At 61.7% G+C, this 22,013-nt stretch carries 23 protein-coding genes; 13 read left to right on the top strand and 10 right to left on the bottom strand.

Features of this window, described 5'->3' with window-relative positions; genetic code table 11:
* Positions 1-3: 3 nt before the first annotated feature.
* Genes rsmG through ACQ66M_RS07410 form a run of 3 tightly spaced genes read left to right on the top strand, consistent with a single transcriptional unit; the run spans position 4 to position 2,340 of the window.
* Positions 4-624, top strand: a complete 621-nt coding sequence (gene rsmG / locus ACQ66M_RS07420; protein WP_350173221.1) for a 16S rRNA (guanine(527)-N(7))-methyltransferase RsmG — start codon at positions 4-6, stop codon at positions 622-624.
* Positions 614-1,423: a ParA family protein gene (locus ACQ66M_RS07415; protein ID WP_350173219.1), complete on the top strand. Its 810-nt coding sequence runs from the start codon at positions 614-616 to the stop codon at positions 1,421-1,423. The genes rsmG and ACQ66M_RS07415 overlap by 11 nt, the downstream gene beginning before the upstream one ends.
* A gap of 5 nt (positions 1,424-1,428) precedes the next feature.
* Positions 1,429-2,340, top strand: coding sequence for a ParB/RepB/Spo0J family partition protein (locus ACQ66M_RS07410; protein ID WP_430402872.1), 912 nt, complete (start codon positions 1,429-1,431; stop codon positions 2,338-2,340).
* A gap of 1 nt (position 2,341) precedes the next feature.
* Here the strand turns inward: ACQ66M_RS07410 and holA are convergent, their stop codons facing one another.
* The 4 genes from holA to ACQ66M_RS07390 are packed head-to-tail and all read right to left on the bottom strand — an operon-like array spanning position 2,342 to position 6,876.
* Entirely contained in the window at positions 2,342-3,376 is a 1,035-nt protein-coding gene (holA, locus tag ACQ66M_RS07405; protein WP_430402870.1) for a DNA polymerase III subunit delta, read from the bottom strand.
* A complete protein-coding gene (gene lptE, locus ACQ66M_RS07400) occupies positions 3,376-3,849 on the bottom strand; it encodes an LPS assembly lipoprotein LptE (RefSeq protein ID WP_350173213.1) in 474 nt (157 codons plus the stop codon). Before lptE ends, holA begins: the two co-directional genes overlap by 1 nt.
* Positions 3,846-6,413, bottom strand: a complete 2,568-nt coding sequence (gene leuS, locus ACQ66M_RS07395) for a leucine--tRNA ligase (RefSeq protein ID WP_430402868.1) — start codon at positions 6,411-6,413, stop codon at positions 3,846-3,848. The genes lptE and leuS overlap by 4 nt, the downstream gene beginning before the upstream one ends.
* 37 nt (positions 6,414-6,450) lie before the next feature.
* Positions 6,451-6,876, bottom strand: a complete 426-nt coding sequence (locus tag ACQ66M_RS07390; protein ID WP_350173209.1) for a DUF3576 domain-containing protein — start codon at positions 6,874-6,876, stop codon at positions 6,451-6,453.
* A gap of 116 nt (positions 6,877-6,992) precedes the next feature.
* Here ACQ66M_RS07390 and ACQ66M_RS07385 point away from each other — a divergent pair, with 116 nt between their 5' ends.
* Both ACQ66M_RS07385 and ACQ66M_RS07380 read left to right on the top strand, forming a co-directional pair.
* Positions 6,993-8,168: a porin gene (locus ACQ66M_RS07385; RefSeq protein ID WP_430402866.1), complete on the top strand. Its 1,176-nt coding sequence runs from the start codon at positions 6,993-6,995 to the stop codon at positions 8,166-8,168.
* Positions 8,169-8,243: 75 nt separating this feature from the next.
* Entirely contained in the window at positions 8,244-8,696 is a 453-nt protein-coding gene (locus ACQ66M_RS07380) for an NtrZ family periplasmic regulatory protein (protein ID WP_430402864.1), read from the top strand.
* 80 nt (positions 8,697-8,776) lie between these two features.
* Here ACQ66M_RS07380 and ACQ66M_RS07375 read toward each other — a convergent pair whose 3' ends face one another.
* Positions 8,777-9,394, bottom strand: a complete 618-nt coding sequence (locus ACQ66M_RS07375; protein ID WP_430402862.1) for a thiamine phosphate synthase — start codon at positions 9,392-9,394, stop codon at positions 8,777-8,779.
* Between the two features lie 4 nt (positions 9,395-9,398).
* On the opposite strand from ACQ66M_RS07375, the gene ACQ66M_RS07370 reads away from it, so the two are divergent.
* On the top strand, positions 9,399-10,058 hold the full coding sequence (locus tag ACQ66M_RS07370; RefSeq protein WP_430402860.1) for a YggS family pyridoxal phosphate-dependent enzyme: 660 nt from the start codon (positions 9,399-9,401) through the stop codon (positions 10,056-10,058).
* On the opposite strand, the gene ACQ66M_RS07365 is transcribed toward ACQ66M_RS07370, so the two are convergent.
* Positions 10,055-10,570 (bottom strand): L,D-transpeptidase family protein, encoded by a 516-nt coding sequence (locus ACQ66M_RS07365; RefSeq protein WP_430402858.1) that lies wholly within the window; start codon positions 10,568-10,570, stop codon positions 10,055-10,057. The genes ACQ66M_RS07370 and ACQ66M_RS07365 overlap by 4 nt on opposite strands.
* A 97-nt stretch (positions 10,571-10,667) precedes the next feature.
* Here ACQ66M_RS07365 and ACQ66M_RS07360 point away from each other — a divergent pair, with 97 nt between their 5' ends.
* Complete coding sequence (locus ACQ66M_RS07360) at positions 10,668-11,354, top strand: response regulator transcription factor (RefSeq protein WP_350173201.1); 687 nt, start codon at positions 10,668-10,670, stop codon at positions 11,352-11,354.
* 33 nt (positions 11,355-11,387) lie between these two features.
* On the opposite strand, the gene ACQ66M_RS07355 is transcribed toward ACQ66M_RS07360, so the two are convergent.
* Positions 11,388-12,191 (bottom strand): exodeoxyribonuclease III, encoded by an 804-nt coding sequence (locus ACQ66M_RS07355; RefSeq protein WP_430402856.1) that lies wholly within the window; start codon positions 12,189-12,191, stop codon positions 11,388-11,390.
* 288 nt (positions 12,192-12,479) lie between these two features.
* Positions 12,480-13,142 (bottom strand): LolA family protein, encoded by a 663-nt coding sequence (locus ACQ66M_RS07350; protein WP_430402854.1) that lies wholly within the window; start codon positions 13,140-13,142, stop codon positions 12,480-12,482.
* 245 nt (positions 13,143-13,387) lie between these two features.
* Here ACQ66M_RS07350 and trxA point away from each other — a divergent pair, with 245 nt between their 5' ends.
* Genes trxA through ACQ66M_RS07330 form a run of 4 tightly spaced genes read left to right on the top strand, consistent with a single transcriptional unit; the run spans position 13,388 to position 15,525 of the window.
* Positions 13,388-14,275: a thioredoxin gene (gene trxA, locus ACQ66M_RS07345; RefSeq protein WP_430402852.1), complete on the top strand. Its 888-nt coding sequence runs from the start codon at positions 13,388-13,390 to the stop codon at positions 14,273-14,275.
* A gap of 27 nt (positions 14,276-14,302) precedes the next feature.
* The gene (locus tag ACQ66M_RS07340; RefSeq protein WP_430402850.1) at positions 14,303-14,977 is read left to right on the top strand and encodes an LON peptidase substrate-binding domain-containing protein; all 675 of its coding nucleotides are present in this window, start codon (positions 14,303-14,305) and stop codon (positions 14,975-14,977) included.
* A 12-nt stretch (positions 14,978-14,989) separates the two neighbouring features.
* Positions 14,990-15,223, top strand: coding sequence for a Trm112 family protein (locus ACQ66M_RS07335; protein WP_350173189.1), 234 nt, complete (start codon positions 14,990-14,992; stop codon positions 15,221-15,223).
* Positions 15,220-15,525, top strand: coding sequence for a gamma-butyrobetaine hydroxylase-like domain-containing protein (locus ACQ66M_RS07330; protein WP_430402848.1), 306 nt, complete (start codon positions 15,220-15,222; stop codon positions 15,523-15,525). The genes ACQ66M_RS07335 and ACQ66M_RS07330 overlap by 4 nt, the downstream gene beginning before the upstream one ends.
* Here the strand turns inward: ACQ66M_RS07330 and ACQ66M_RS07325 are convergent.
* The gene (locus ACQ66M_RS07325; protein ID WP_430402846.1) at positions 15,522-16,760 is read right to left on the bottom strand and encodes an FAD-dependent monooxygenase; all 1,239 of its coding nucleotides are present in this window, start codon (positions 16,758-16,760) and stop codon (positions 15,522-15,524) included. The two genes, ACQ66M_RS07330 and ACQ66M_RS07325, sit on opposite strands and share 4 nt — an antisense overlap.
* A gap of 215 nt (positions 16,761-16,975) precedes the next feature.
* On the opposite strand from ACQ66M_RS07325, the gene ACQ66M_RS07320 reads away from it, so the two are divergent.
* The gene (locus tag ACQ66M_RS07320; RefSeq protein ID WP_350173183.1) at positions 16,976-18,334 is read left to right on the top strand and encodes an ammonium transporter; all 1,359 of its coding nucleotides are present in this window, start codon (positions 16,976-16,978) and stop codon (positions 18,332-18,334) included.
* A gap of 75 nt (positions 18,335-18,409) precedes the next feature.
* On the opposite strand, the gene ACQ66M_RS07315 is transcribed toward ACQ66M_RS07320, so the two are convergent.
* A complete protein-coding gene (locus ACQ66M_RS07315; RefSeq protein WP_430402844.1) occupies positions 18,410-19,243 on the bottom strand; it encodes a fasciclin domain-containing protein in 834 nt (277 codons plus the stop codon).
* 272 nt (positions 19,244-19,515) lie between these two features.
* Here ACQ66M_RS07315 and ACQ66M_RS07310 point away from each other — a divergent pair, with 272 nt between their 5' ends.
* Entirely contained in the window at positions 19,516-21,978 is a 2,463-nt protein-coding gene (locus ACQ66M_RS07310) for a DNA translocase FtsK (RefSeq protein WP_430402842.1), read from the top strand.
* Positions 21,979-22,013 lie beyond the last annotated feature (35 nt).

Below are 22,013 nucleotides of genomic sequence, written 5' to 3'. Positions count from 1 at the left end.
CCCGTGGGTGAAGGGAATGACCGGGCGGTATTTCTGGCTGCCCATGATGTTTCACGTGAAACACAGGATCGCCTCGACCGGGTGATAAACACGCTTGATGAGTGGCGCGTGAGGAGCAATCTGATTGGTCCGCGCGAATGGCCGAATATCTGGCAGCGCCATGTGGCCGATTGCCTCCAGTTGATGGACCATATCCCGGAAGACGCTCGCGTGGTGGACCTCGGATCGGGCGCCGGCTTTCCGGGCCTGATCATCGCGGCCGCCCGACCTGCAGGCCACGTGACGATGATCGAAAGCGTGGGGAAGAAAACCAATTTCCTGCGAGCCGCAATCTCGGCAGGCGATCTTTCGGCCAGCGTGGTTCAGGGGCGGGTGGAATCGGCGGAGACGGTACCGGCGGATCTGGTGACTGCGCGGGCCTTTGCACCGCTCCCGAAGCTTCTCGATTATGCTGCACCCTGGATGAAAAAGGGCGCAACAGGGCTATTCCTCAAGGGCGAACGCTGGGAAGAAGAATTGACGCAGGCCCGACAAAGGTGGAGTTTCGCGTATGAGGCGATTCCGAGTCGCAGCGGTGGGTCGGGCGTCGTATTAATCATAAGGGAGCTGCAAGGTGGCGACTAAGCCGAGAATTTTTGCGGTTGTGAACCAGAAGGGTGGCGTCGGGAAGACGACAACTTCGATCAATCTGGGCACAGCGCTGGCCGCCGTTGGCCGCCGGGTCCTGATCGTGGATTTCGATGCGCAGGGTAATGCCTCGACGGGACTTGGTATTTCCCGGCCAGACCGGACGCTGACGAGCTATGATCTCGTGGTTGATCGTGTCGCGATGGAGAAGACGGTTCTGTCGACCATCGTTCCGCGCCTGGATATTGTTCCGGGAGACGAGAACCTGTCGGGCGTCGAGACCGAACTTGCAACGGATGCGCGCCGGTCCTATCGCCTGCGCGATGCGCTGATGGATTACATCGAGCGGGCCGAACAGGGCGATCTGGTCAAATATGATTATATCCTGATCGATTGCCCGCCATCCCTGTCATCCCTGACTCTGAATGCGATGACGGCGGCCAATGCGCTGCTCGTGCCGTTGCAGTGCGAATTCCTTGCGCTTGAAGGCCTCTCCCAATTGATGCGGACGGTCGAGGCGGTGCGGTCCGGCCTGAATCCCGGTCTGGAGATCCAGGGTGTTGTGCTAACCATGTATGATCGGCGCAACAACCTGTCGGATGAAGTGGCTGACCAGGTCCGGGCACATTTCGGCAACAAGGTCTACAATACGGTTATTCCGCGCAATGTGCGCCTGTCAGAAGCGCCATCATTTGGCAAACCGGCCTTGCTGTACGACTATCGGTGTCCGGGTAGCGAGGCTTATATCCGTCTCGCGTCTGAAGTCCTGCAGCGCGAAAAGTCGAGAGCGGCCTGAACGATATGTCCGACGAAGCAAAGAGCAAACCGTCTCGCCTCGGCCGCGGCCTGTCTGCCCTGATGGGTGAGATCGATGCTGTCGGAGCGGTGCCTGCGACCGAGGGAGGCAAACCGGGAGCGACCGTCTCGAACGAAATCGATATCGAACTGATCCGCCGCAATCCGGCCCAGCCGCGGCGGTCGTTCGACGAGGCCGCGTTGAAAGAGCTTGCGGAATCGCTGAAGAGCAAGGGCGTGCTGCAGGCGATTCTTGTTCGGCCGGACCCAAAGGATCGCGGCAAGTACCAGATCATTGCCGGCGAACGGCGCTGGCGGGCTGCCAAGCTGGCAGGTCTCAAATCCATTCCTGCGCTGGTGCGCGATATAGACGAGCTCGAACTGCTTGAAATCGGCATCATCGAGAACGTCCAGCGCGCTGACCTGAATCCGATTGAAGAGGCCGAAGCCTATGAGGCGCTGATGAAGCGCTTCGGGCGGACGCAGGACAGCCTGGCAAGCAGTGTTGGCAAGAGCCGGGTGCATATCGCCAATACGCTGAGGCTCTTGCAGCTGCCGGAAAGCGCCCGGGCCTATGTACGTGACGGCAAGCTCAGTGCCGGTCATGCGCGTGCGGCGCTTGGTGCCCCGGATCCTGAAGCACTCATCCGCATGGCGGCAGAGAAGGGCCTCAGCGTTCGCGACGTTGAGGCCAGAGCGAAGGATGCGCGCGAGGGCGGGTCGATTGAAACCCAGTCAGCCAGGACGCCGCCGGTCGAAAAGGATGTCGATACAGAAGCGCTGGAAGCTGACCTGACCCGGACACTGGGCCTGGCCGTTGATATCCGGCACGGCAAGGATGGCGGAGAGCTCAGGATCCGATATCGCGATCTGGAACAACTCGATGATGTGTGCCGCCGCCTGACTGCCAAACGCTAAGTCAGGCCACCCGTGCGGCTGCGCTACTGAGCTCATTCATCAGTATACGGACAACAGGATCTGCGCTGCCGGAGCCTGATTTCGCCTGGCTTTCGGCCTCATATATCCGCTCGAGAATCCGCAAGAGCCGCTTTTGCGGCCACTTGGCGAGGCGCGCGCGAAAGGCAGGCCAGTCGCTTTGCCAAACCGGTGGCCTGAGCTTCATGCCGGGCGAGCCTTCACCAGCGGCCATTCGCTTGTGCGCATCCAGCATCCTGAGTGTTTCGCTCTGCAGGGCGCGCAGGATGGAAATGGCTGATGTTCCTGCGATCTCGAGACGTTGCAGGGCTGTATTCGCTGCAACCAGATCGCCAGCCAAGGTTGCCCTGATGGCTGCCGAAAGGTCGTGATCGATGTCAGTGGCAGATAGCGCGCGGATATCCCCGAGCGTCAGGTCGCGGCCCAGGCCACGCGCATACAGCGCGAGCTTTTCGATTTCGGAATTGGCGATACCCCGGTGACCGGGCAGGTCTCCGGTAAAGGCCGACAGGGCAAAAGGGTCAATCGTGGCGCCCACTTCGAGGAGGGCCGCCTTCACCCTGGCTTCGATGTCGCCCGCTTCATCGGTAAACAATTGCAAACAGGCCGTGCGCTTCGCCACGCTGGCGGCTGCACGCAGTTTTGATCTGGATGCCAGGCTTCCCGTTTCGATAACGAGCCTGGCGGCGTAGCGGTGTGGCTCCGTATCGCCTTCGGTGATGGCCTCTGCGAGCAGGGAGGCGATCTTGTCACCGCTCGTGCGGACGCGGATGACCCTTGGCTCGCCGAGCAGTGACACTGCTTCAAGATTGTCAAACAGGAGGGCCGGGTCTTTCTTGATCGCATCATCGTCAAAAACGGAGACTTCCAGCGCGCCGGTCGCGGGTGTCCAGGCCCTGATCAGACTGGCGGATGCGTCACTGGCGAGGCCGTCATCTTCGCCGAAGGCCAGAACGGCCCAGATTTCCGGATCCGGCCTGCGGGAGAAGGTGATTGCCTGCTTGCCCTTCAGCAGCATCAGTTGACGGAAAGCTGCAAACGCAGGTCGTCGACGATTTCCTTCGCCAGTTCCCGCATTGTCCGGTCATATGCGCTGGTTTGTGCGGCGATGTCGCCATACGAGCTGGCCGGGACAGTGAAGTCGGTCTGGGCATCAACCCGGCCCGAAATGGCACCGCTTTCCCGCGCAAGCACATAGCGGCCACTCGCGATCACGCTCGATCGCGAGGCAGCGCCGTCGGGCTTGAAGGCGAGCCGCGTGAGGTTCTCCTTCAGGATGACATTCAGCGTGGCGGGCTCGGTCACGCCAGGCAAACCGATGGCGAGTTCTTCCTGCAGGGCGCGGCGCAACATGTAACCGGACCGGCCGCGAATGGGCTCGACGGTGATCGGGCCACCGGCAGCCAGGGCGCTGGATCCCGGAGCGTAGACGGGGTGGAAACCACAGGCGGCCAGCGAAAGAAGAAGTAAGGCGGCGATAAGCTGTCTCATGCGACCACGATATTCACGATACGGCCGGGAACGACAATGGTTTTCTTGATCTCCTTGCCGGCGATGAAGGCTGCGACATCCGGCTCGGCACGGGCTGCCGCTTCGACCGCGTCATTTGCCAGCGCCTTTGACACCGTAATTTCACCCCGGCGTTTGCCATTCACCTGGACAGCCATTGTGACATCGTCATCTTCCAGCAGGGCCGGATCGGGTTTGGGCCAGCTTGCGGTTGAGACAAATCCCGCCCCGCCAATCCGCTCCCAGCAGGTTTCCGCCAGATGCGGCATGAATGGTGTCAGGCAGCGGGCCAGCATGGAGGCAGCCTCGAAGCGCGCGCCAAGCGTGTCGTCGCTTCCGCTTTCCGCCTTCTTGAGGGCCGCCACCCATTCATGGATGATGGCGACGGAAGAATTGAAGCGGAACTCGGTGATCGCCCTGTCGATGGCGGCAACGGCCTTGTGTGATGCCTTGCGCAGGGCAATTGAGGCCGCGTCGGATCCGATGTTGCCTGTCACGGTTTCGGGCAGGGCGTCGAAGAGGCTCCAGATGCGCTGGGTAAAGCGTGCGGCCCCCTCAGCACCGGACTGGGTCCACTCGACATCGCGCTCAGGCGGCGAATCCGACAGGACGAACCAGCGCGCCGTATCCGCGCCGAATGCCTCGATGATGGCGTCCGGATCGACAGTGTTCTTCTTCGACTTGGACATCTTCTCGATCGGTCCGACGCTGGCGGGCCTGCCCGTTGCGATCTCGATCCAGCTGCCGTCTTTCTGGTGGACTTCGGAAGGCTCCAGCCAGTCACCACTGCCAGACTTGTAGGTTTCGTGCGTGACCATGCCTTGCGTGAACAGACCCGCAAACGGTTCTCCACTCGGCAGATCAAGCTCGCCGATGTCGCGCATCGCCCGGGTAAAGAAGCGCGCATACAGCAGGTGGAGAACAGCATGTTCGACACCGCCGACATACTGGTCGACTGGCAGCCAGTAAGCGCGCTCTGCCATATCGTCCGGGCTGGCGAAGCGGGCATAGTACCAGGAACTGTCGACAAACGTGTCGAGCGTATCTGTCTCGCGACGGGCCTTGCCGTTGCAGACCGGGCAGGTCGTGTTTTTCCAGGTCGGATGGCGTTCCAGCGGATTGCCCGGCGTGTCAAAGGTGACGTCGTCAGGCAGGCGGACAGGCAGGTCAGCGGCCGGTACAGGCACGATGCCACATGTCTCGCAATGGATGACGGGTATCGGGCAGCCCCAGTAGCGCTGGCGAGAAACCCCCCAGTCGCGCAGGCGATAGTTCACCTTGCCCTCGCCGAGGTCGAGCGATTCAACCTTTGCAATGGCCTGGCGTTTGGCATCATCTATCGACAAGCCGTCAAGGAAGCCGGAATTGAAGATCGTGCCGGCACCGGTATAAGCGTCGTCTTCCACGTTGAATGTTGCCGCGTCGGCATCCGGCGGCAATACAACCGGGGTCACCGACAGGCCATACTTGCGGGCAAACTCGATGTCGCGCTGATCGTGCGCGGGGCAGCCGAATATGGCGCCGGTGCCGTAACCCATCAGCACAAAGTTCGCGATCCAGACGGGCAGGGTGCGGTCCGGGTCGAAGGGGTGCCGGACGCTGAGGCCGGTGTCGAAGCCCAGTTTTGGCGCCTTCTCGATGGCCTCCTCGCTCGTGCCCACGGCGGCGCACTCGGCGCGGAAAGCGGTAAGCGCGTCATTGTCTTTCGCGAGCTGCAGCGTCAGCGGGTGATCGGGTGACAGCGCGATGAAGCTGGCGCCGAACAGGGTGTCAGGACGGGTCGTGAAAATTTCGACGCCGGATTCGAAGCCCTCGGGCGTCTTTCCCGAAAAGGCAAAGCGCATCTGCAGGCCTTCAGACCGACCGATCCAGTTGGCCTGCATGGTGCGGACTTTTTCAGGCCAGCGTTCGAGTTTCTGCACATCTTCCAGCAGGCTCTCGGCATAATGGGTGATACGGAAGAACCATTGTGTCAGCTCGCGTTGTTCAACGATGGCGCCGGAGCGCCAGCCGCGGCCGTCGACAACCTGCTCATTGGCCAGGACCGTATTGTCGACCGGATCCCAGTTCACCTTGCTGGCCTTGCGATAGACGAGACCCTTTTCGAGCATCTTCAGGAACAGGCCCTGCTGCGCGCCGTAATAGTCCGGATCGCAAGTCGCGAACTCGCGGCTCCAGTCGAGTGACAGGCCCAGCTTTTTCAGCTGCGCGCGCATCGCGGCGATGTTTTCATATGTCCACTTGCCGGGATGAACCTTGCGCTGAAGCGCGGCGTTTTCAGCCGGCATGCCGAAAGCGTCCCATCCCATCGGGTGCAGGACATTGAAGCCATTGGCGCGTTTGTACCGCGCCACCACGTCGCCCATGGCATAGTTGCGCACATGACCCATGTGAATGCGGCCGGACGGGTAGGGGAACATTTCGAGGATGTATGCCTTGGGCGCGTCCCCGGCCTCGGCAGGCGACTTCGCCCTGAACAGGTCTGCCGCGTCCCACGCGGCACGCCATCTGGTTTCCGCGGCCTGCGGATCATAACGGGTGGCCATGTCCCGCTCCTCTGGAAAAGGTTAATTGTCCGGCGTTCTAGCCGATTTGTGAAGCTTTCAGCGTTCGGGCACGTTCAAGAATCTTGTTCTCGAGCTGGATTCCGGTTTCGGGATCAACGCTGGCATCGGTCCAGGTTCCCTCCACATTGGTCTGGCGGAAGACCGACACCTTGACGCCGTCCGCCCGAAGGCGCGTGTCGAGGATATAGACCGTTGCCTTGATCCGCTCGTCCGGGGAATCGGCAAACGACTTCCAGTCATAGACAACAAGGCCGCCGACGGGATCGGCGCTCTGCACCGGCATGTTTTCGAACGTATCAAGCGTGGCACGCCAGAGGTATGGATTGACCGTGCCGATATTCTGCTGGGTGATCTGGCCTTCGTTCTTCTTGCCGCCGCCGGATTGGCAACCGGAAACGATCAGCATGCCTGCCAGGGCGGCGGTGAGGATGTGTTTGACCATGGAGATTGTTCCTGAGTGCAAGACCTTGTTGACAGCGGTTTGTATAACAAGGGGAGTCCGGGCTCGCCAGTGCTGATGTGCCGTAGAGTGCCCAAGGTGTTTGCAGGAGAAAAACAATGTGGAAACCACTGACGCTGCTGGCTGTACTGGGTGTCGCGGCCAGCCCCGCAATCGCACAGGAAGACTGGGACGTGTGGGAAACGGCACACGAAGCCGAAGGCGCCATCGCTGCGTCGACGGGGTCCGGGTCGCCAGTCACGCTGCTGGGCGCCTTCGGGATATCCACGAACCGGGTTTTGGACAATGGGCTGGAGATCGGTGCAGTGGGGCGTTTTGAAGTGCAGCATGACCATCCTGCGCGGGCCGGCTTCAGCGGCATTCCGGAGGGTTTCGAGGGTGTGCCAGGGGGGTGGCAGGGTGGTTTCAGCGGCCTGGCCGCCAGCGCGGGGCGCGAGCATGTCGGGACGCGCGGCCAGCTGGAGCAGGCATTTGTCTATGCCGAAGGCGGTTATGGCGAAGTCAGGCTCGGGCGCGACAAGGGCGTGGCAGCCCGTTTTCATGAAGGCGCACCGAGCGTATTTGTGAAGGCTTCGGCGGCAAATCCGGTGCTCGATCCAACCGGACAGGCCTATATTCGCACCGACCATGACCTGACGGGGCCCGCGCTGAAGGCGAGCTATGAGAGCCCGCGTCTCCTGGGCGTGCGGGCAGGCATGTCATTCACACCCAGCGCGGATGTGCGCGGCCTGGACCGGGATCCGGCGCGGCGCCTGGTCGGAAGCCCGGAGCTCAGCATCGAATCGGCGGCAGAGGTGTCCTTGAACGTGTCGCGAAGGCTGCGCGAGAGCGGTGTCAGGCTGCAGGCTGCGCTGGCCTATAGCCGGGCACATGTCAGTGCGTCAGTGACACCGGATATCTATGGCACCATAGAAACCTGGTCGGCCGGCGCATCGGCTGAGTTTGACACGATCACGATTGGTGCGAGCGCACTTGGCAGCAATAATGGCGCAGAGAGCGGGCCGGCAGACTATTCAGCCTGGACGATCGGCCTGACAAAGCGGGCATTTTCGCTCGATTTCGGGGTCGACTTTGGCGAGGCCAGTGACGACCTGACCGGACTGGAAAGCGAATCATGGAGCCTCGGTGTTGCCAGGGAGGTGACGGATGGGGTGCGCATAGCGGGCGGATATCGCAGCCAGACAACCCGTCAAACGCGAGTTGGTCTGCTTTCACTGCCCATGAACCGGGATTCTGCTGAAGGTGTTGTGTTAGAAATCACACTATCACTTTAAAATGGCCGTCTCTCCGAATGTTAATCTTCTCTTAACTGGCGCGGATGACTATTCTTGTGTGCGAAGGTGTAGGAAATGAAACCGGGCTTGATCCTCTCTCTCACAGTGCTTTCAGCCATGCTGGCCCTGCCGGCGGTGGCTGACTCGTCTGTGTCTGGAGACATGCTCAAGATCGAAACGCCCTCCCTTTCCGAAAGCAAGGCTGCGGAAGCTGACTGGTATCGCCAGTTTGCCCAGGCAAAGCCCGCTGATGCCAAGCCTGTATGGCAGCCGGAACCCAACGATGATTTTTCGGTCCAGTTTGGCGGCAATGCCCGCTGGCAGCTGAATCTCGATATGCTGACCCGTCCGAATTCCTCACCGCTTCCGCGAGAGCAGATGCAGGCAGGTGCCACTTTCCGCGTCACGCCACGCTTCTCGGTGGGCGGTGAAGTCAGCCTGGGCGCCGAACGTCTCAATGATGCGTCGCAGTGGGAAGACAGCCAGGTCGAGACCGGTATCCGCCTCAAGTCAGCCTTCAAATTCTGATTTTCTGCTTTCCGGCAAACGTCGTCCCAGCGCGCGCCTGACGCCCGCATTGCGCCGGGATTTTGCCCTGCTCGTCGCGCCTAGAAAGCTGGTGTGATGGCGTCAACGGCGGCGATACCCGAGAAACCCGCTACCTGTGCGGCGTTACCGGCGGAGACGCCGCCGAGGGCGAAAACCGGGCAGGCGCTGGAGCGCGCGATGGTTCTCAGGCGAAGCGCCCCAAGCGGCGCACGGGCCGACGGGCTGTTTGAGGCAAACACGGTCGAGACCAGCGCGGCATCCACGGGATAGCGGGCGAGCATACGAAGCTCTTCGGGAGAATGAGCGCTTGCCGTCATCAGCGCAAACCTGCTCTGCCATTTGCGCGAGGCAGCGGCTTTCGCATGAGGCCAGTGAACGCCGTCTGCGCCTGTTGCCATGGCCAGCTGCGGATCGGCTGCAATCAGGAAGCAGAGCCCGCGCTCGCGGCAAATGCGGGCCAGTGCGCTCGCCATAGCTGCGGCATCAGCTGCGCCAAAGTGGCGGTAGATTACGCCCCATCCGGCGGGCAGGCGCTTTGCTGTGGCGACAGGATCAGGCGTGCGGGACGGATCTGTCAGGAAAAGGACAGGCGGCAGCCCTCCAGGCAAGTGCGACCTCGCCGCGCGCGCAGCTGCCAGAAGCTTGCGCTTTGGCGAGGATTGGCGTTTCAAGGTCATCAGCATGACTGATACGGTTTCTCTCACACTTGCCAAGCGGCGCAGCGAGATTCTGGCCGAGCTGGCAGATGCCGCCATGCCGCCGCCTGTCCTGGTGGCCGTCTCCAAGACTCAGTCGGATGAGAAGATCGACGCGATGCTGGCCGCGGGCCAGCGCGTGTTCGGTGAGAACCGCGTACAGGAGGCACAGGCGCACTGGACCGGGCGGCGCGTGCAAATTCCCGACCTTGAACTACATTTGATCGGGCCGCTGCAGACCAACAAGGCCGAGGATGCCGTTGCGCTGTTCGACGTGATCGAGACGCTGGACCGGGAAAAGCTGGCGCGGGCGCTGGCCGGGGCGATGGAAAAGACGCGGCGGCATGTGCCGGTGTTCATTCAGGTCAATACGGGTGAGGAGCCTCAGAAGGCAGGCGTCCTGCCGGACGGGCTGGCTGGCCTGCTTGCGTTTGCGGCCGGAGACTGCGGCCTCGATGTGCAGGGGCTGATGTGCATTCCCCCCGTCGATGAGCCGGCCGGCCCGCACTTTGCGTTGCTGGCCAGGCTGGCGAAGCGGCATGGCCTTGCCGGCCTGTCGATGGGCATGAGCGGCGATTATGCGCTGGCCGCGCAGTTCGGCGCGACGCATGTCCGGATTGGTTCGGCGCTGTTCGGGGCGCGCTAGATGGCGATCTCAATGCGGGAATCCGGCGTCAGGAAGCGCAGAACGGTGCGCAGGTCTGTCTCGGCGAGCGCGATGCAGCCTTCGGTTGGCTGGTAGGCTTCGCGGGCAAGATGCAGGAAGATGGCGCTGCCCTTGCCGGGCACGACCGGATCGTCATTGTAGCCGAGCTCGACAATGAGATTGTAGACATGATCGGCCCGCCAGAGCTTTTCCGCCGAGGCCGGGTAGGGCAGGGAGACGGGCCGGTTGTAGAGCGGGTCATCCGGTGCATCGCACCAGCCGTCATGGGCCCGCAGCGGGACCATTGGCAGCCGGGTTTCAGGCGGGGCGGTCCGGTCCGGGCGGTAGAACAGGCGGCGCGCCTGCCAGATGCCGATGGGGGACGCGCCATCACCTTCGCGCTTCAGGTCTGCGCCAATGACGCCGCCGACGCCGAGGGCGCACTGGCAGGCGAAATCCATCCCGAAGAAGCTGCCATCGGCGCGGGCAATGAAGTGGCTGTTCACGGGCATCTCCCTGTGTTGTGATCGGCTGTCATTCACATTCTTATGACTTCTGCCGCCGTCTTGGATATGTGCAAGGCGAAATTGGACCGGATGGAGCGCCCACATGTCTGCAAAAAAGACAATCCTGCTCGTTGATGATGATAATGACCTGCGAGAGGCACTGGCCGAGCAGTTCGAATTGCATGATGGCTTTGAGACCCTGCAGGCGGCCAATGCTCGTGATGGCGTTGAAACGGCACTGGCCGAGCGGATCGACCTGATCCTGCTGGATGTCGAGATGCCCGACCTTGATGGCCGCGAAGCCTGCAAGCTGATGCGCCAGAAGGGCGTGCGTGCGCCGATCATCATGCTGACCGGGCAGGACGGGGATGCCGACACGATCCTGGGGCTGGATTCCGGGGCGAATGACTATGTCACCAAGCCATTCAAGTTTTCTGTCCTGCTGGCACGGGTCCGGGCGCATCTGCGCAGCTTTGAACAGTCGGAAGACGCGACCTTCCAGGTCGGCCCGTATGATTTCCGCCCGTCGATGAAGTTGCTGGTGACATCCGAGGGCCGCAAGGTGCGCCTGACGGAGAAGGAGACCAATATCCTGAAATATCTCTACCGTGCCGGCGGCAAGCCGGTGGCGCGCGAGGAACTCCTGTCGGAAGTGTGGGGCTATAATGCCGCCGTCACGACGCACACGCTGGAAACGCATATCTACCGCCTGCGCCAGAAGGTCGAGCCGGATCCGTCGCATGCGCGCCTCTTGCTGACGGATGCGGGCGGGTACCGGCTGCAGCCTTAAGGCCCCCTTCTCCCACAGGAGAGACTGTAACGGCTACACGCTCACCTTGACGCTGATGGGGGCGTGATCGGAGGGTTTCCAACCGCCGCGCCAGGCGAGATGAACGCGGTAGGTGTCGACCTTTGTGTCCGGCAGGGCGTCGGGATTGGCCCAGATATGGTCGAGGCGGCGGCCCTTGTTCGAAGCGGCCCAGTCCCTGGCCCGATAGCTCCACCAGGAATAGAGCTTCTGTTCGTCCGGCACCGCGAGGCGGGCAATGTCGGCAAAGGCGGCTGTCTGGCGCGAGTCTTCGAGCAGGCCGGTTTCGACCGGCGTGTGAGAGACAATTTTCAGGAGCTGCTTGTGTGACCAGACGTCGTTTTCGTGCGGGGCGACATTGAGGTCGCCGACGAGGAGGCGTGGGGCTCGGGGAAGCGTCTTGTAGCCCCTGCCCAGCTTTTCGAGGAAATCGAGCTTGTGGGCGAATTTGTCATTCTTGACCGGGTCCGGCTCGTCGCCGCCGGCGGGCAAATAGATATTGTGGATTTCCAGACCGTTGACGCGCGCCGCAATGGCGCGGGCATGACCGTGGCGGCAGAGGTCCGGCACGTCAGCGCGCTCAAGCGGCAGGCGCGAGGCGATCGCGACGCCATGATGGCCGCCTTTCTGCCCGTTGAGAATCAGGTGTTTGAGGCCCATTTCGCGGAACTGCTTTTCCGGGAATTCGCCATCCTGGCACTTGGTTTCCTGCAGGCAGATGACATCAGGCGCCTCGGCGGCAACAAAACTCGCAACGTTCGGCGCGCGCAGGCGCACGGAGTTGATGTTCCAGCTGACGATCTTGAGTGGTTTGGCCATGATCAGGTGCGTATCACCGATCCCCGAAACGTCAACGCGCCCGAACGCGGGGGAGCTCGGGCGCGCCTGACGCAAGTTTCAACGTCTCGCCGGTAAAGGGAGGGTCCGGCGGCGATGTCACGGGAGTTCACAGCGGGGGGTCAAGTGCTGCGCGGGGTGTCCGTTTCATCGACAGTTGCAAAGATGTCACGCCCTCAGATATAATCAAGTAAATTATGCGTTAGATGCTTGCGTGTCGCAATTTCGACAGCGTGGCGACGCGCACCGGAGGGTGCGCGCCGGGACAACCTATTCGTCGTCAAAATCCTTGAGGATGAACAGGCGTGGATTGAGCTTCTTGCCGTATTCGACATCAACAAGCTGGACCGAGGTGATGTTGCCGCCGGAATCCTCGGTGCGCCAGCCGAGCAGCTCCTTCGTGACGTCCGACAGGACGAGCGTCAGCGTGCCGTCCATTTCGCCGGACCTGTCCTTGAGCGTGACGCCGATGCGGCCATTGGCTCGGACAACGTCGAGCACCTGGGCTTCGTTTTCGAAATCAAGGCTGTCATCGAGCAGGAGGGAGAGCGGCGTCGAGCTGAGGGGCACGCGGTCTGTTGTTTCCAGTTCGCTGTCCTGCATGGCAACGGTCGCGCCATTGCTGACGATCAGGATCGGGGTCGGGTCGTCATAGTCGAACCGCACCCTGCCGGGACGCGACAGGGCGAAGCTGCCGGTGGACACGCTATAGTCAGGGGCAAGCTGTTCGAACTTGCCGCGGGCGGTTTTGACATCCGTCATGGCTTGCGAAACACTCTTGAGGATGGCCGACCGTTCCGATGCAGTCAGCGCCGAAGCGGCGGTCGGGGCGGTAACGGGGGGCACTACCGGGGCGGCATCCTGAAGGGACACGGCGAGTGGTGCAGTGGCGATGGCGGTGATCGCGCCAAGGGTCGTCAGCAGATTCATCATTGTGGTGGCCTCCTTTGACCATGAGCTTCAACTTAAGCGCCTGAACCTCACCTAAACAGGGCCGGATCAAGGTATTTCGGCCGCTTTTCGTTGGCATGCGTTCAGGTAGGGACGCAAGCGGGCGGAAACCGGACGGGAGATGAACGCGGCTTGCAGACTGGCGCTTCCGGCGCGATTACGGACCTGCCTTGCGTATCGTCGCCTGCAAGCCCATCTTTGCGCCCGTATATAAAGGAATATGACCCATGACCGACACGGCCCCGCTCAATACCAAGGACAGCACCGACCAGAATTTCCTGGCCGATGTGGTTGAAGCTTCGAATACACAGCCGGTGATTGTCGACTTCTGGGCGCCATGGTGCGGGCCGTGCAAGCAGCTGGGACCGGTCATCGAGCGCGTGGTCGATGCAAGGAAGGGTGCGGTCAAGCTGGTGAAGATCAATATTGACGAGAACCCGGCCTATGCCGGTCAGCTCGGCGTGCGCTCCATCCCGGCCGTGTATGCCTTCGACAAGGGCCGTCCGGTTGATGCGTTCCTGGGCGCGCTGCCGGAGGGACAGGTCAAGGCCTTTGTCGACAAACTGTTGACCGGCACGGATAGCGCGCAGGTGATTGCCGAAGCGCTGGGCCAGGCTGAAGCGGCCAGCCAGGCCGGCGATATCGGCACCGCTGCGCAGATCTATGCCAGCATCATCCAGGAAGATCCGGAAAACGTTGCGGCGATTGCAGGGCTTGCGCGGTGCTACCTCGCCAATGGCGACAAGGAACGCGCCAGTGCCACGCTCGATATGCTGCCGGAATCGGCAAAGCACGATTCCGCTGTCAAAGGTGTTCGCACGGCTATCGAACTGATGGCTGATGCGCCCGCGCCCGGCGAATTCGATGAATTGCTGAGCGCAGTGAGCGCGGCGCCGGACGACCATGAGAAGCGGTTTGAACTGGCGGAAAAATATGTCGGCGCGCAGCGTTACAAGGATGCCATCGACCATTTGCTGATCATTCTGGCGGCGAAACTCGACTGGGAGGGCGGCAAGGCGAAGGAAAAACTGCTACAGGTGTTCGAAGCCGCCGGTCCGACGGATCCGGCGACTGTTGAGGGTCGGCGCCGGCTGGCATCCCTGATGTTTGCCTAAACCGGCATTCGGCCCACCTTCGTATCCATGACGGAGACAGGAACAGGACCGATGAGCGCGGGACATTACCGGAAGACGAGCGACCTGCCGAATGCGCTGGCCGTGTTCCCGCTGCCCGGCGCGCTCTTATTGCCGCGCTGGCAATTACCGCTGAACATTTTCGAGCCGCGCTACCTGAACATGGTTGACGATGCCATGTCGGGCTCTCGCCTGATCGGGATGGTGCAGGCCATGGGTGGGCCGAAGGCGCGTCCGGGCCTTGCCGATGTCGGGTGCGCCGGGCGGATCACGACCTATTCGGAGACCGATGACGGGCGCTATCTCATCACGCTGACCGGCATTGCCCGCTTTGCGATCCATCGGGAGCTGGACGTCAGCACACCGTATCGCCAGGTCAAACCGGACTGGATACCCTATGAGTCCGACCTGTTTGCGGCCAATGACACGGCCCTGCCGAGCCGGGACAATCTGGTCGGCGCACTGAGGGCCTATGTCGAGATCAACAAGATGGAAGCCGACTGGTCGGCGGTTGAAGATGCGCCGCTGGAGACGCTGGTCAATGCCCTGTGTTCCGGATGTCCGTTCTCGACAATCGAAAAGCAGGCCCTGATCGAGGCACCGACCTTGAAAGACCGGGCTGAAACGCTCATCACTCTGCTCAGAATGGATGTTCCGGGCAGTGATGGCGGAACCATGCAATAGGACGGACCCTGTATGAGTAGCGAAGCGACTGACAAGCCGGAACGTGGATCCGGTGTCGATCCGCGCCTTCTTGAAATCCTCATCTGTCCGGTGACGCGCCAGACGCTGACCTATGATCGTGCGGCAGGGGAACTGGTATCGAAGAAGGCAAGGCTCGCCTATCCGATCCGGGGCGGCATTCCTATCATGCTGGCCGATGAGGCGCGCGACCTGGACACGGGCGCGCCGGAAGGTGATGAGTCATGAGCGCGCCCGCCTGGCCAGTGCGGCTGACATTCGCGCGCGGACGGCGCGAGCTGGTGGCCGCGTTCGATGATGGTTCGTCAGGATCGGTCGATTTCGTCCGGCTGCGGGAAAACAGTCCGTCGGCCGAAGTGCAGGGGCATGGCGCCGGACCGAAACCGGTCCAGGCGCCCGTTCCGCCGGATATTACGGTCGAGCGGGCCGAGCCGGTGGGACGCTATGCGGTGCGGATTTTCTTCTCGGACGGACATTCAAGCGGTCTTTATACCTGGGACCTGCTGAAACGCCTGACGGTTGGCGCCTAGCGCATCAGGCTCGGGAGGCTTGCCTGATCGGCACTGGCCTGACTGGCCAAGGCGCGCCGGACGGGTCCGATCCTGCCGGCCGCGATGAGGGCAAGCCCGCGTAGCGGTTTCAGGACGGCATTGTCATTTGAAAACACCCGGTCGACACCATCCATGAACATGGCCGTCGTGGTGGCGTCAAAGCGGCGCCATTGCTGGTAGCGGAGCAGGCTCGTGTCGCCGCCCGGATCAAGGCCCACGTCGCGCGCCTCTGTCATTACATCGACCAGCGCGCCGACATCCTTGAAACCGAGATTGAGCCCCTGACCCGCCAGTGGATTGATCCGGTGGGCCGCATCGCCCAGCAGGGCCGTGCGCGGGCCGATCATTCCTGTCGCCAGCTGAAGGTGCAGTGCGTAGGCGAGCGGCTGTCCATCGAGTTTCATTTCACCGGCAAAGTCGGCAAAGCGGGCATTCAGCTCTGCTTCAATGTCTGCGGCGGGCATCGCGGCCATGGCTTCGGGAGCGCCTGTCTTCATGTACCAGGCGAGATTTGCACGATTTCCGGGCAGGGGAAGGGTCGCAAAAGGGCCTTCGGGCGTGAACAACTGGCGCGCGAGGCCATTGTGGGGACGTGAAAGCTTAACGTCGGCGGCGAAGACCGATTTTCCGTAGGCGCGTCCTTCGGTTGCGATGCCGAGCGCTGTACGCACGCCTGACTTCATGCCGTCGCACGCAGCCACGAGGCCGGCATCGATTGTGCGCCCGTCATCCAGCGTGAGACGGGCATGCGCGGGATGAGGCGCCAGCCCGGTGAACCGCGTATTGTGCAGGCATGTCAGGTTTGGCGTGGTGGTGGCGACATCATCCAGCGCGGCCTGAAGTGCGGCGGCCGGGACCATCTGGCCAAGCGGTTCGCCGCTGGCGTCTTCGGCAAGGTCGTCTGTACCAAACAGGACAGAGGGCGCGCCCATCCAGTGGCGCCCGCCATCAATGGCCTCAAGGCCCATCAGCGGCTGTGTGTGGCCTTCCAGCGCCGGGTGAACACCCGCCGCGCCCAGGAGGCGCCAGCTGCCGCGCACGATGGCGAAATTGCGCGTGTCCGGGGGAGGGGTCGCGGCCGGGTCGCGGGCATCGACCAGCACGGTCTGGAATCCGGCCTGCGCCGCAAGGATGGCGAGCGACGTGCCGACGGGGCCGGCGCCAATGATGGCCAGCTCAGCCTTCAGGGAGGGAGCGGAACTCGTATCAGTCATAACATCTAGGTAGTGGGCGGTAACCAAACCGTCCAGCGATGACGCAGAATTGGGCGATTGGCCGCAACCCTGCACAGGGTTTGACCACGAGGGCCTTGAATCCACCCTGACCCCGGCGCCGCAAGCGACTTTCCCCGGGCGCCTCAATCATATCAGCAATGGGAGAGCGCGGGGGGTCCCGAGCTCCATGGTCATTGACGAAGGAGGGGCCAGAGATGGGCCAGACGATTGGAAGATGGATACGCGGGGCAGCCTTGTTGCCTGTCGCGCTGACAGCGGGGGTCCTGGCCTATGCCCAGGAAGATGACCTCTCCGCGCGGCTTGCCGCACTGGAAGAGAGCGTGAATGGCAGCGCCAGCGCGTATGTCGACAATAGCTACCTGTTCCTGATTGGCGGCATTATCGTGATGCTGATGGCTGCAGGCTTCTGCATGCTGGAAGCCGGCCTTGTCCGTTCCAAGAATGCCGCGATGCAGTCGACCAAGAATGTTGCACTTTATTCCATCGCGGGCCTGATGTTCTGGGTTGTCGGATATAATATGGCCTATCCTGCCGAAACCGTTCTGAACGGCCTGCTCGGCATCACGCCCGGGCCGTGGTCCGGTGGTGACCTCAGTGTCCAGAGCGATGCAGGCTATGCGCCGTCATCCGACTGGTTCTTCCAGATGGTGTTTGTGGCAACGGCCGCCTCGATCGTTTCGGGCACCGTGGCTGAACGGGTCAAGCTGCTGCCATTCCTGCTCTTTACGGCGGTGCTGACGGCCTTCATCTATCCGATCGTCGTATCCTGGGAATGGGGCGCCGGTTATCTCGACAGCGTCTGGGGTTTCTCAGATTTTGCCGGTTCGACCCTTGTCCACTCTGTGGGCGGCTGGGCGGCACTGGTCGGCGCCATCGTCATTGGTCCACGTGCCGGCAAGTATTTCGGCAAGCAGATCAACCCGATGCCGGGTTCGAACATCCCGCTTGCTGCGCTGGGTACATTCATCCTCTGGTTCGGCTGGTTCGGCTTCAACGGCGCCTCGCAACTGGCTGCAGGTACCGCGGCAGACATCAACTCGGTGGCGCACATCTTCGCCAACACGAACATGGCTGCTGTTGGCGGCGTGCTCGCGGCGATGATCACCACAGCGGTGATGTACAAAGGCAAGGTTGATGCAACCATGGTCTTCAACGGTGCCATTGGCGGCCTCGTGTCGATCACTGCGGAGCCCCTGATGCCAAGCATGGGCCAGGCCGTACTGATTGGTGGCGTGGGCGGTGTGCTCGTGGTCCTGTCCGTGCCGCTTCTCGACAAGTTCAAGATCGACGATGTTGTCGGCGCCATCCCGGCTCACCTCGTGTGCGGTATCTGGGGAACGATGATCGTTGCGGCGACCAATAGCGGCGCCACATATCTCGGACAGTTTGTCGGTGTCGCGCTGACCGGCGTGTTTGTTGTCGCAGCCTCCACTGTCGTCTGGCTCCTGCTCAAGTTCACCATCGGTGTGCGCTGCAGCCTTGAAGACGAAGAAATGGGTCTCGACAAGGCAGAGATCGGCCTTGAAGCCTATCCGGAATTCGCTCGGGGCTGAGGGGGCTTCCGAATGAATGAAACCCCGGCGGGCTCGCGCCTGCCGGGGTTTTTTCATGCCTGATGTCTGGATCGATTACTGGCCAAGCGGGTCAATCCCGGTTTCCAGGTCAGTATTCGCCTCAACATCAGCCTCAGTTTCGATCATTGGAACGATGACCATGTCGATGGCATGGATCACGCCATTCGAGGCCTTGATATCTCCGCTTACGACATCAACGTGGTCGGCTGTGATCATGTCACCGGCGCGTTCAATCGCAAGATTTGTTCCGGCGAGTGTCATGAGTTCGGTTTCGCCTTGCGTGATGTCAGCAGCCTTGTAATTGCCTTCCACGACGTGGCGCTTCAGGAGGTTCGCAAGGTCGTCACTGCCATCATCAGATGTCAGGCGCGCAACCAGCTCGGGGTCGAGCCGGGCGAAGGCCTCATTGGTCGGGGCGAAAACCGTGAACGGGCCGTCATTGGACAGCGCGTCGGCAAGGTCAGCCTGCTTCAGCAGGGTGACAAGTGTCGAGAAGCGGGCATCGTCCATCGCGACCTCAGCGATTGTGCCGGGCATGTCAGCATCAGCCATCGCGTCAGTTTTTGACGCATAATCAGGGCCGCCCATTTCGGTTGCGGCATTGCTATCAGACTCAATTTCGGCGCCTGCATCTGTTGTGTCGGCTTCAGCGACCTGGAATGTACTTTCACCGGAGGCCGCGGTTTCATCGCCAGCGGTTTGCAGGCGTTGCAGCTGCAAGGCGTTGAGTTGCTCGATCGTCATCTCGTCGAGATTGGCCTCGTCACCAGTGTAAAGTACCTGAGCGGGAGTGTTAACGGTATCAGGATTCTCATTAAAATCCTGCGCGGTTGCCGAGAGACCCGTTAACAGGGCTGCCGTGGCGGGAATGATCAGAATGCGTTTCATGGTCGTCTCCTTCATTGTTACGTTATGGGCAAGCAACGAGGCGTGGCGGCGTGATGTTCCCGTGTGAGGTGCATTAAATTCAGTTCAGACGCTGGTTTCAGGGCAAAAGTCATCTCCGCCTGATGCGGCGGATGCATGAGGAAAAGGTCATGCGACGCAGCGCAAGACATTAACCAAGCCGCGCAAATCCACGCACACCCGTTTGCGCGGTGTTAAGCCTGATAGGCGAGTGTGAGGGCTTCCCATTCCGAGAAGCGGAGTTGCCCCGGCACATGACTGATTACGCCTATATTGACGATGACGCCCCCAGCGCGAGCGATCCGGTCTGGAGGATTCTGACAGGGGCTGCCGCCTTTGGTGCAGGCGTGTTCGTATGTGGCAGTGTCGGTTCCTATGTGCCGAGCGATCCAAGCTGGAACGCCGCCACGGATGCGGCCGTGCAAAACCTTTTTGGCGGCCCCGGCGCCATCTTCTCCGATTTCGCACGCCAGGGATTTGGCTGGTCGAGCTGGACCGCCGGCCTTGCCCTGATGATTGGCGGCGCCATGCGCGCCGTGCTGATCGGGGCGCCGAGCGTGCGTCGCTGGATACTCGGCGGATCCTTCGTACCGCTGTCGGCGGCCTGCTTTGCCGGGTGGCCGGTGCCCGAGTCCTGGCCGTTGAGCGCCGGACTCGGCGGTATCGTGGGCGATGCCCTGTTTTACTATGCCGAAATGCCGTTCCGCGCGCTGCTCCTGCCATCGCCGGGGACGTGGGCCGGATTCGTTCTGGGCAGCGCGGCGCTGTGGGCAGCGCTGAGCGCACTCGGATTCCGGCGCGGTGATGCCCAATTGCTGCAGGAAGCTGCGGCAACATCCGGATTGCGCGCGGCCCGCCAGGCGCGCGGCGTGGCTGGCCTGCTGGCATCAGTGGGCCGTGTCCTGATGCCGAAGCGGCGCGCGAGTGAAATCAATGACCGGGCGCGCGTGGTGAAGGGTGATGACGAGCTGTCCGGTGAAGCGCGCAGTTTCCTGAGGAAGCCGAAAAAGCCGGCCGATTATGATGAGGACGATGAGGCGCTCGAAGAGATTTACGATGAGGAGGATTACGAGGAAGAGGACGAGGACGATCTCGACGAGGTTGAAGAAACGCCGGTTCGTACCCTGCGATTCAAGACGCCGAAGCCTGCCGCGAAACCGCCTGTGCCACGCGTAACCAAGAACGAGCGCCGCAACAAGACGCCGCGCCTGCCGTCAATCGACCTCTTGCAGATGCCCGAGGAGCGCGGCGACACAGTGGATGAGGAAGCGCTGATCGCCAAGGCCGCGCGCCTGTCTGAAGTGCTCAAGGAATTCGGTGTCCGTGGACGGATCAAGGAAGTGCGGCCGGGTCCGGTCATTACGCTGTTCGAGATGGAGCCAGCGCCAGGCGTGAAATCGTCGCGCGTCATTTCGCTGGCCGACGATATTGCCCGCTCCATGAGCGCGGTCTCGGCGCGCGTCGCCGTTGTGCCTGGCAAGAACGCGATTGGTATCGAACTGCCGAATGATGATCGTGATACGGTTTATCTTCGTACGCTGCTGCAGGCTGAACCCTATGTTGCCACCCGCGCCAGCCTGCCTATGGCGCTGGGCGAGGATATTGGCGGCGTGCCAACAGTCGTCGACCTCGCCAAGATGCCTCACCTGCTGATCGCGGGCACTACAGGATCGGGTAAGTCGGTGGGCGTCAATGCGATGATCCTGTCACTGCTGTACCGGCACACGCCGGAACAGTGCCGCTTCATCATGATCGACCCGAAAATGCTGGAACTGTCGATCTATGAGGGTATCCCGCATCTGCTGGCCCCGGTTGTGACGGATCCGAAAAAGGCCGTGAACGCGCTGCAGTGGACAGTGCGCGAAATGGAAGGCCGCTACGAGCTTATGTCGAAGGCAGGGGTGCGCAACCTGGCCGGCTTCAATGACAAGGCGGCCAAGTTCCGCGCTTCAGGCGAGGAAATGGCGCGCAAGGTTCAGGTTGGGTATGACGATCGCGGCAAGCCGATCCATGAAACGGAAATCCTGCCGATAGATCATATTCCGAACATTGTCGTCGTGATCGACGAGATGGCTGACCTGATGATGGTCGCAGGCAAGGAAATCGAAGGCTGCGTCCAGCGGCTTGCGCAGATGGCGCGGGCAGCCGGTATTCACCTGATCACTGCTACACAGCGTCCATCCGTGGACGTGATTACTGGTACGATCAAGGCGAACTTCCCGACCCGGATTTCCTACATGGTGACGACGAAGATCGACTCGCGTACTATCCTGAACGAACAGGGTGCGGAGCAATTGCTCGGCATGGGCGACCTTCTTTACCAGGCGCCCGGTAAGAAATCGCAGCGCCTGCACGGACCGTTCGTGTCGGATGAGGAAGTTGGCGCAGTTGTGGACTGGCTGAAGGAACAAGGCGAACCAGACTATGTCATGGACATACTGGAAGCGCCGGAAGACGGCTCGACAGGATCTGCCGTGATGGACGCAATGCTGGGCACATCGACTGGCGATGACGATGATGACCTGTTTGCCCAGTCAATCGCCATCGTCGTGCGCGACAAGCGGGCATCGACCTCCTACCTGCAGCGCCGTCTCAAGGTCGGCTACAACAAGGCGGCCGGGCTGATCGACCGGCTTGAGGAAGAGGGAATCATCTCTGCACCGAACCATGCCGGCCGGCGCGAGGTGCTCGCCAATGGTGCGCCGGGCAACGACTGAGCATAGCGACCTGGTGGGCAAGAAGACAGCTCCCG

It is taken from the genome of Hyphomonas sp., assembly GCF_965284475.1.
Lineage (GTDB): Bacteria > Pseudomonadota > Alphaproteobacteria > Caulobacterales > Hyphomonadaceae > Hyphomonas.
Note: the sequence above shows the minus strand (reverse complement) of the source record. Positions and strands in the feature narration are given on the sequence as shown.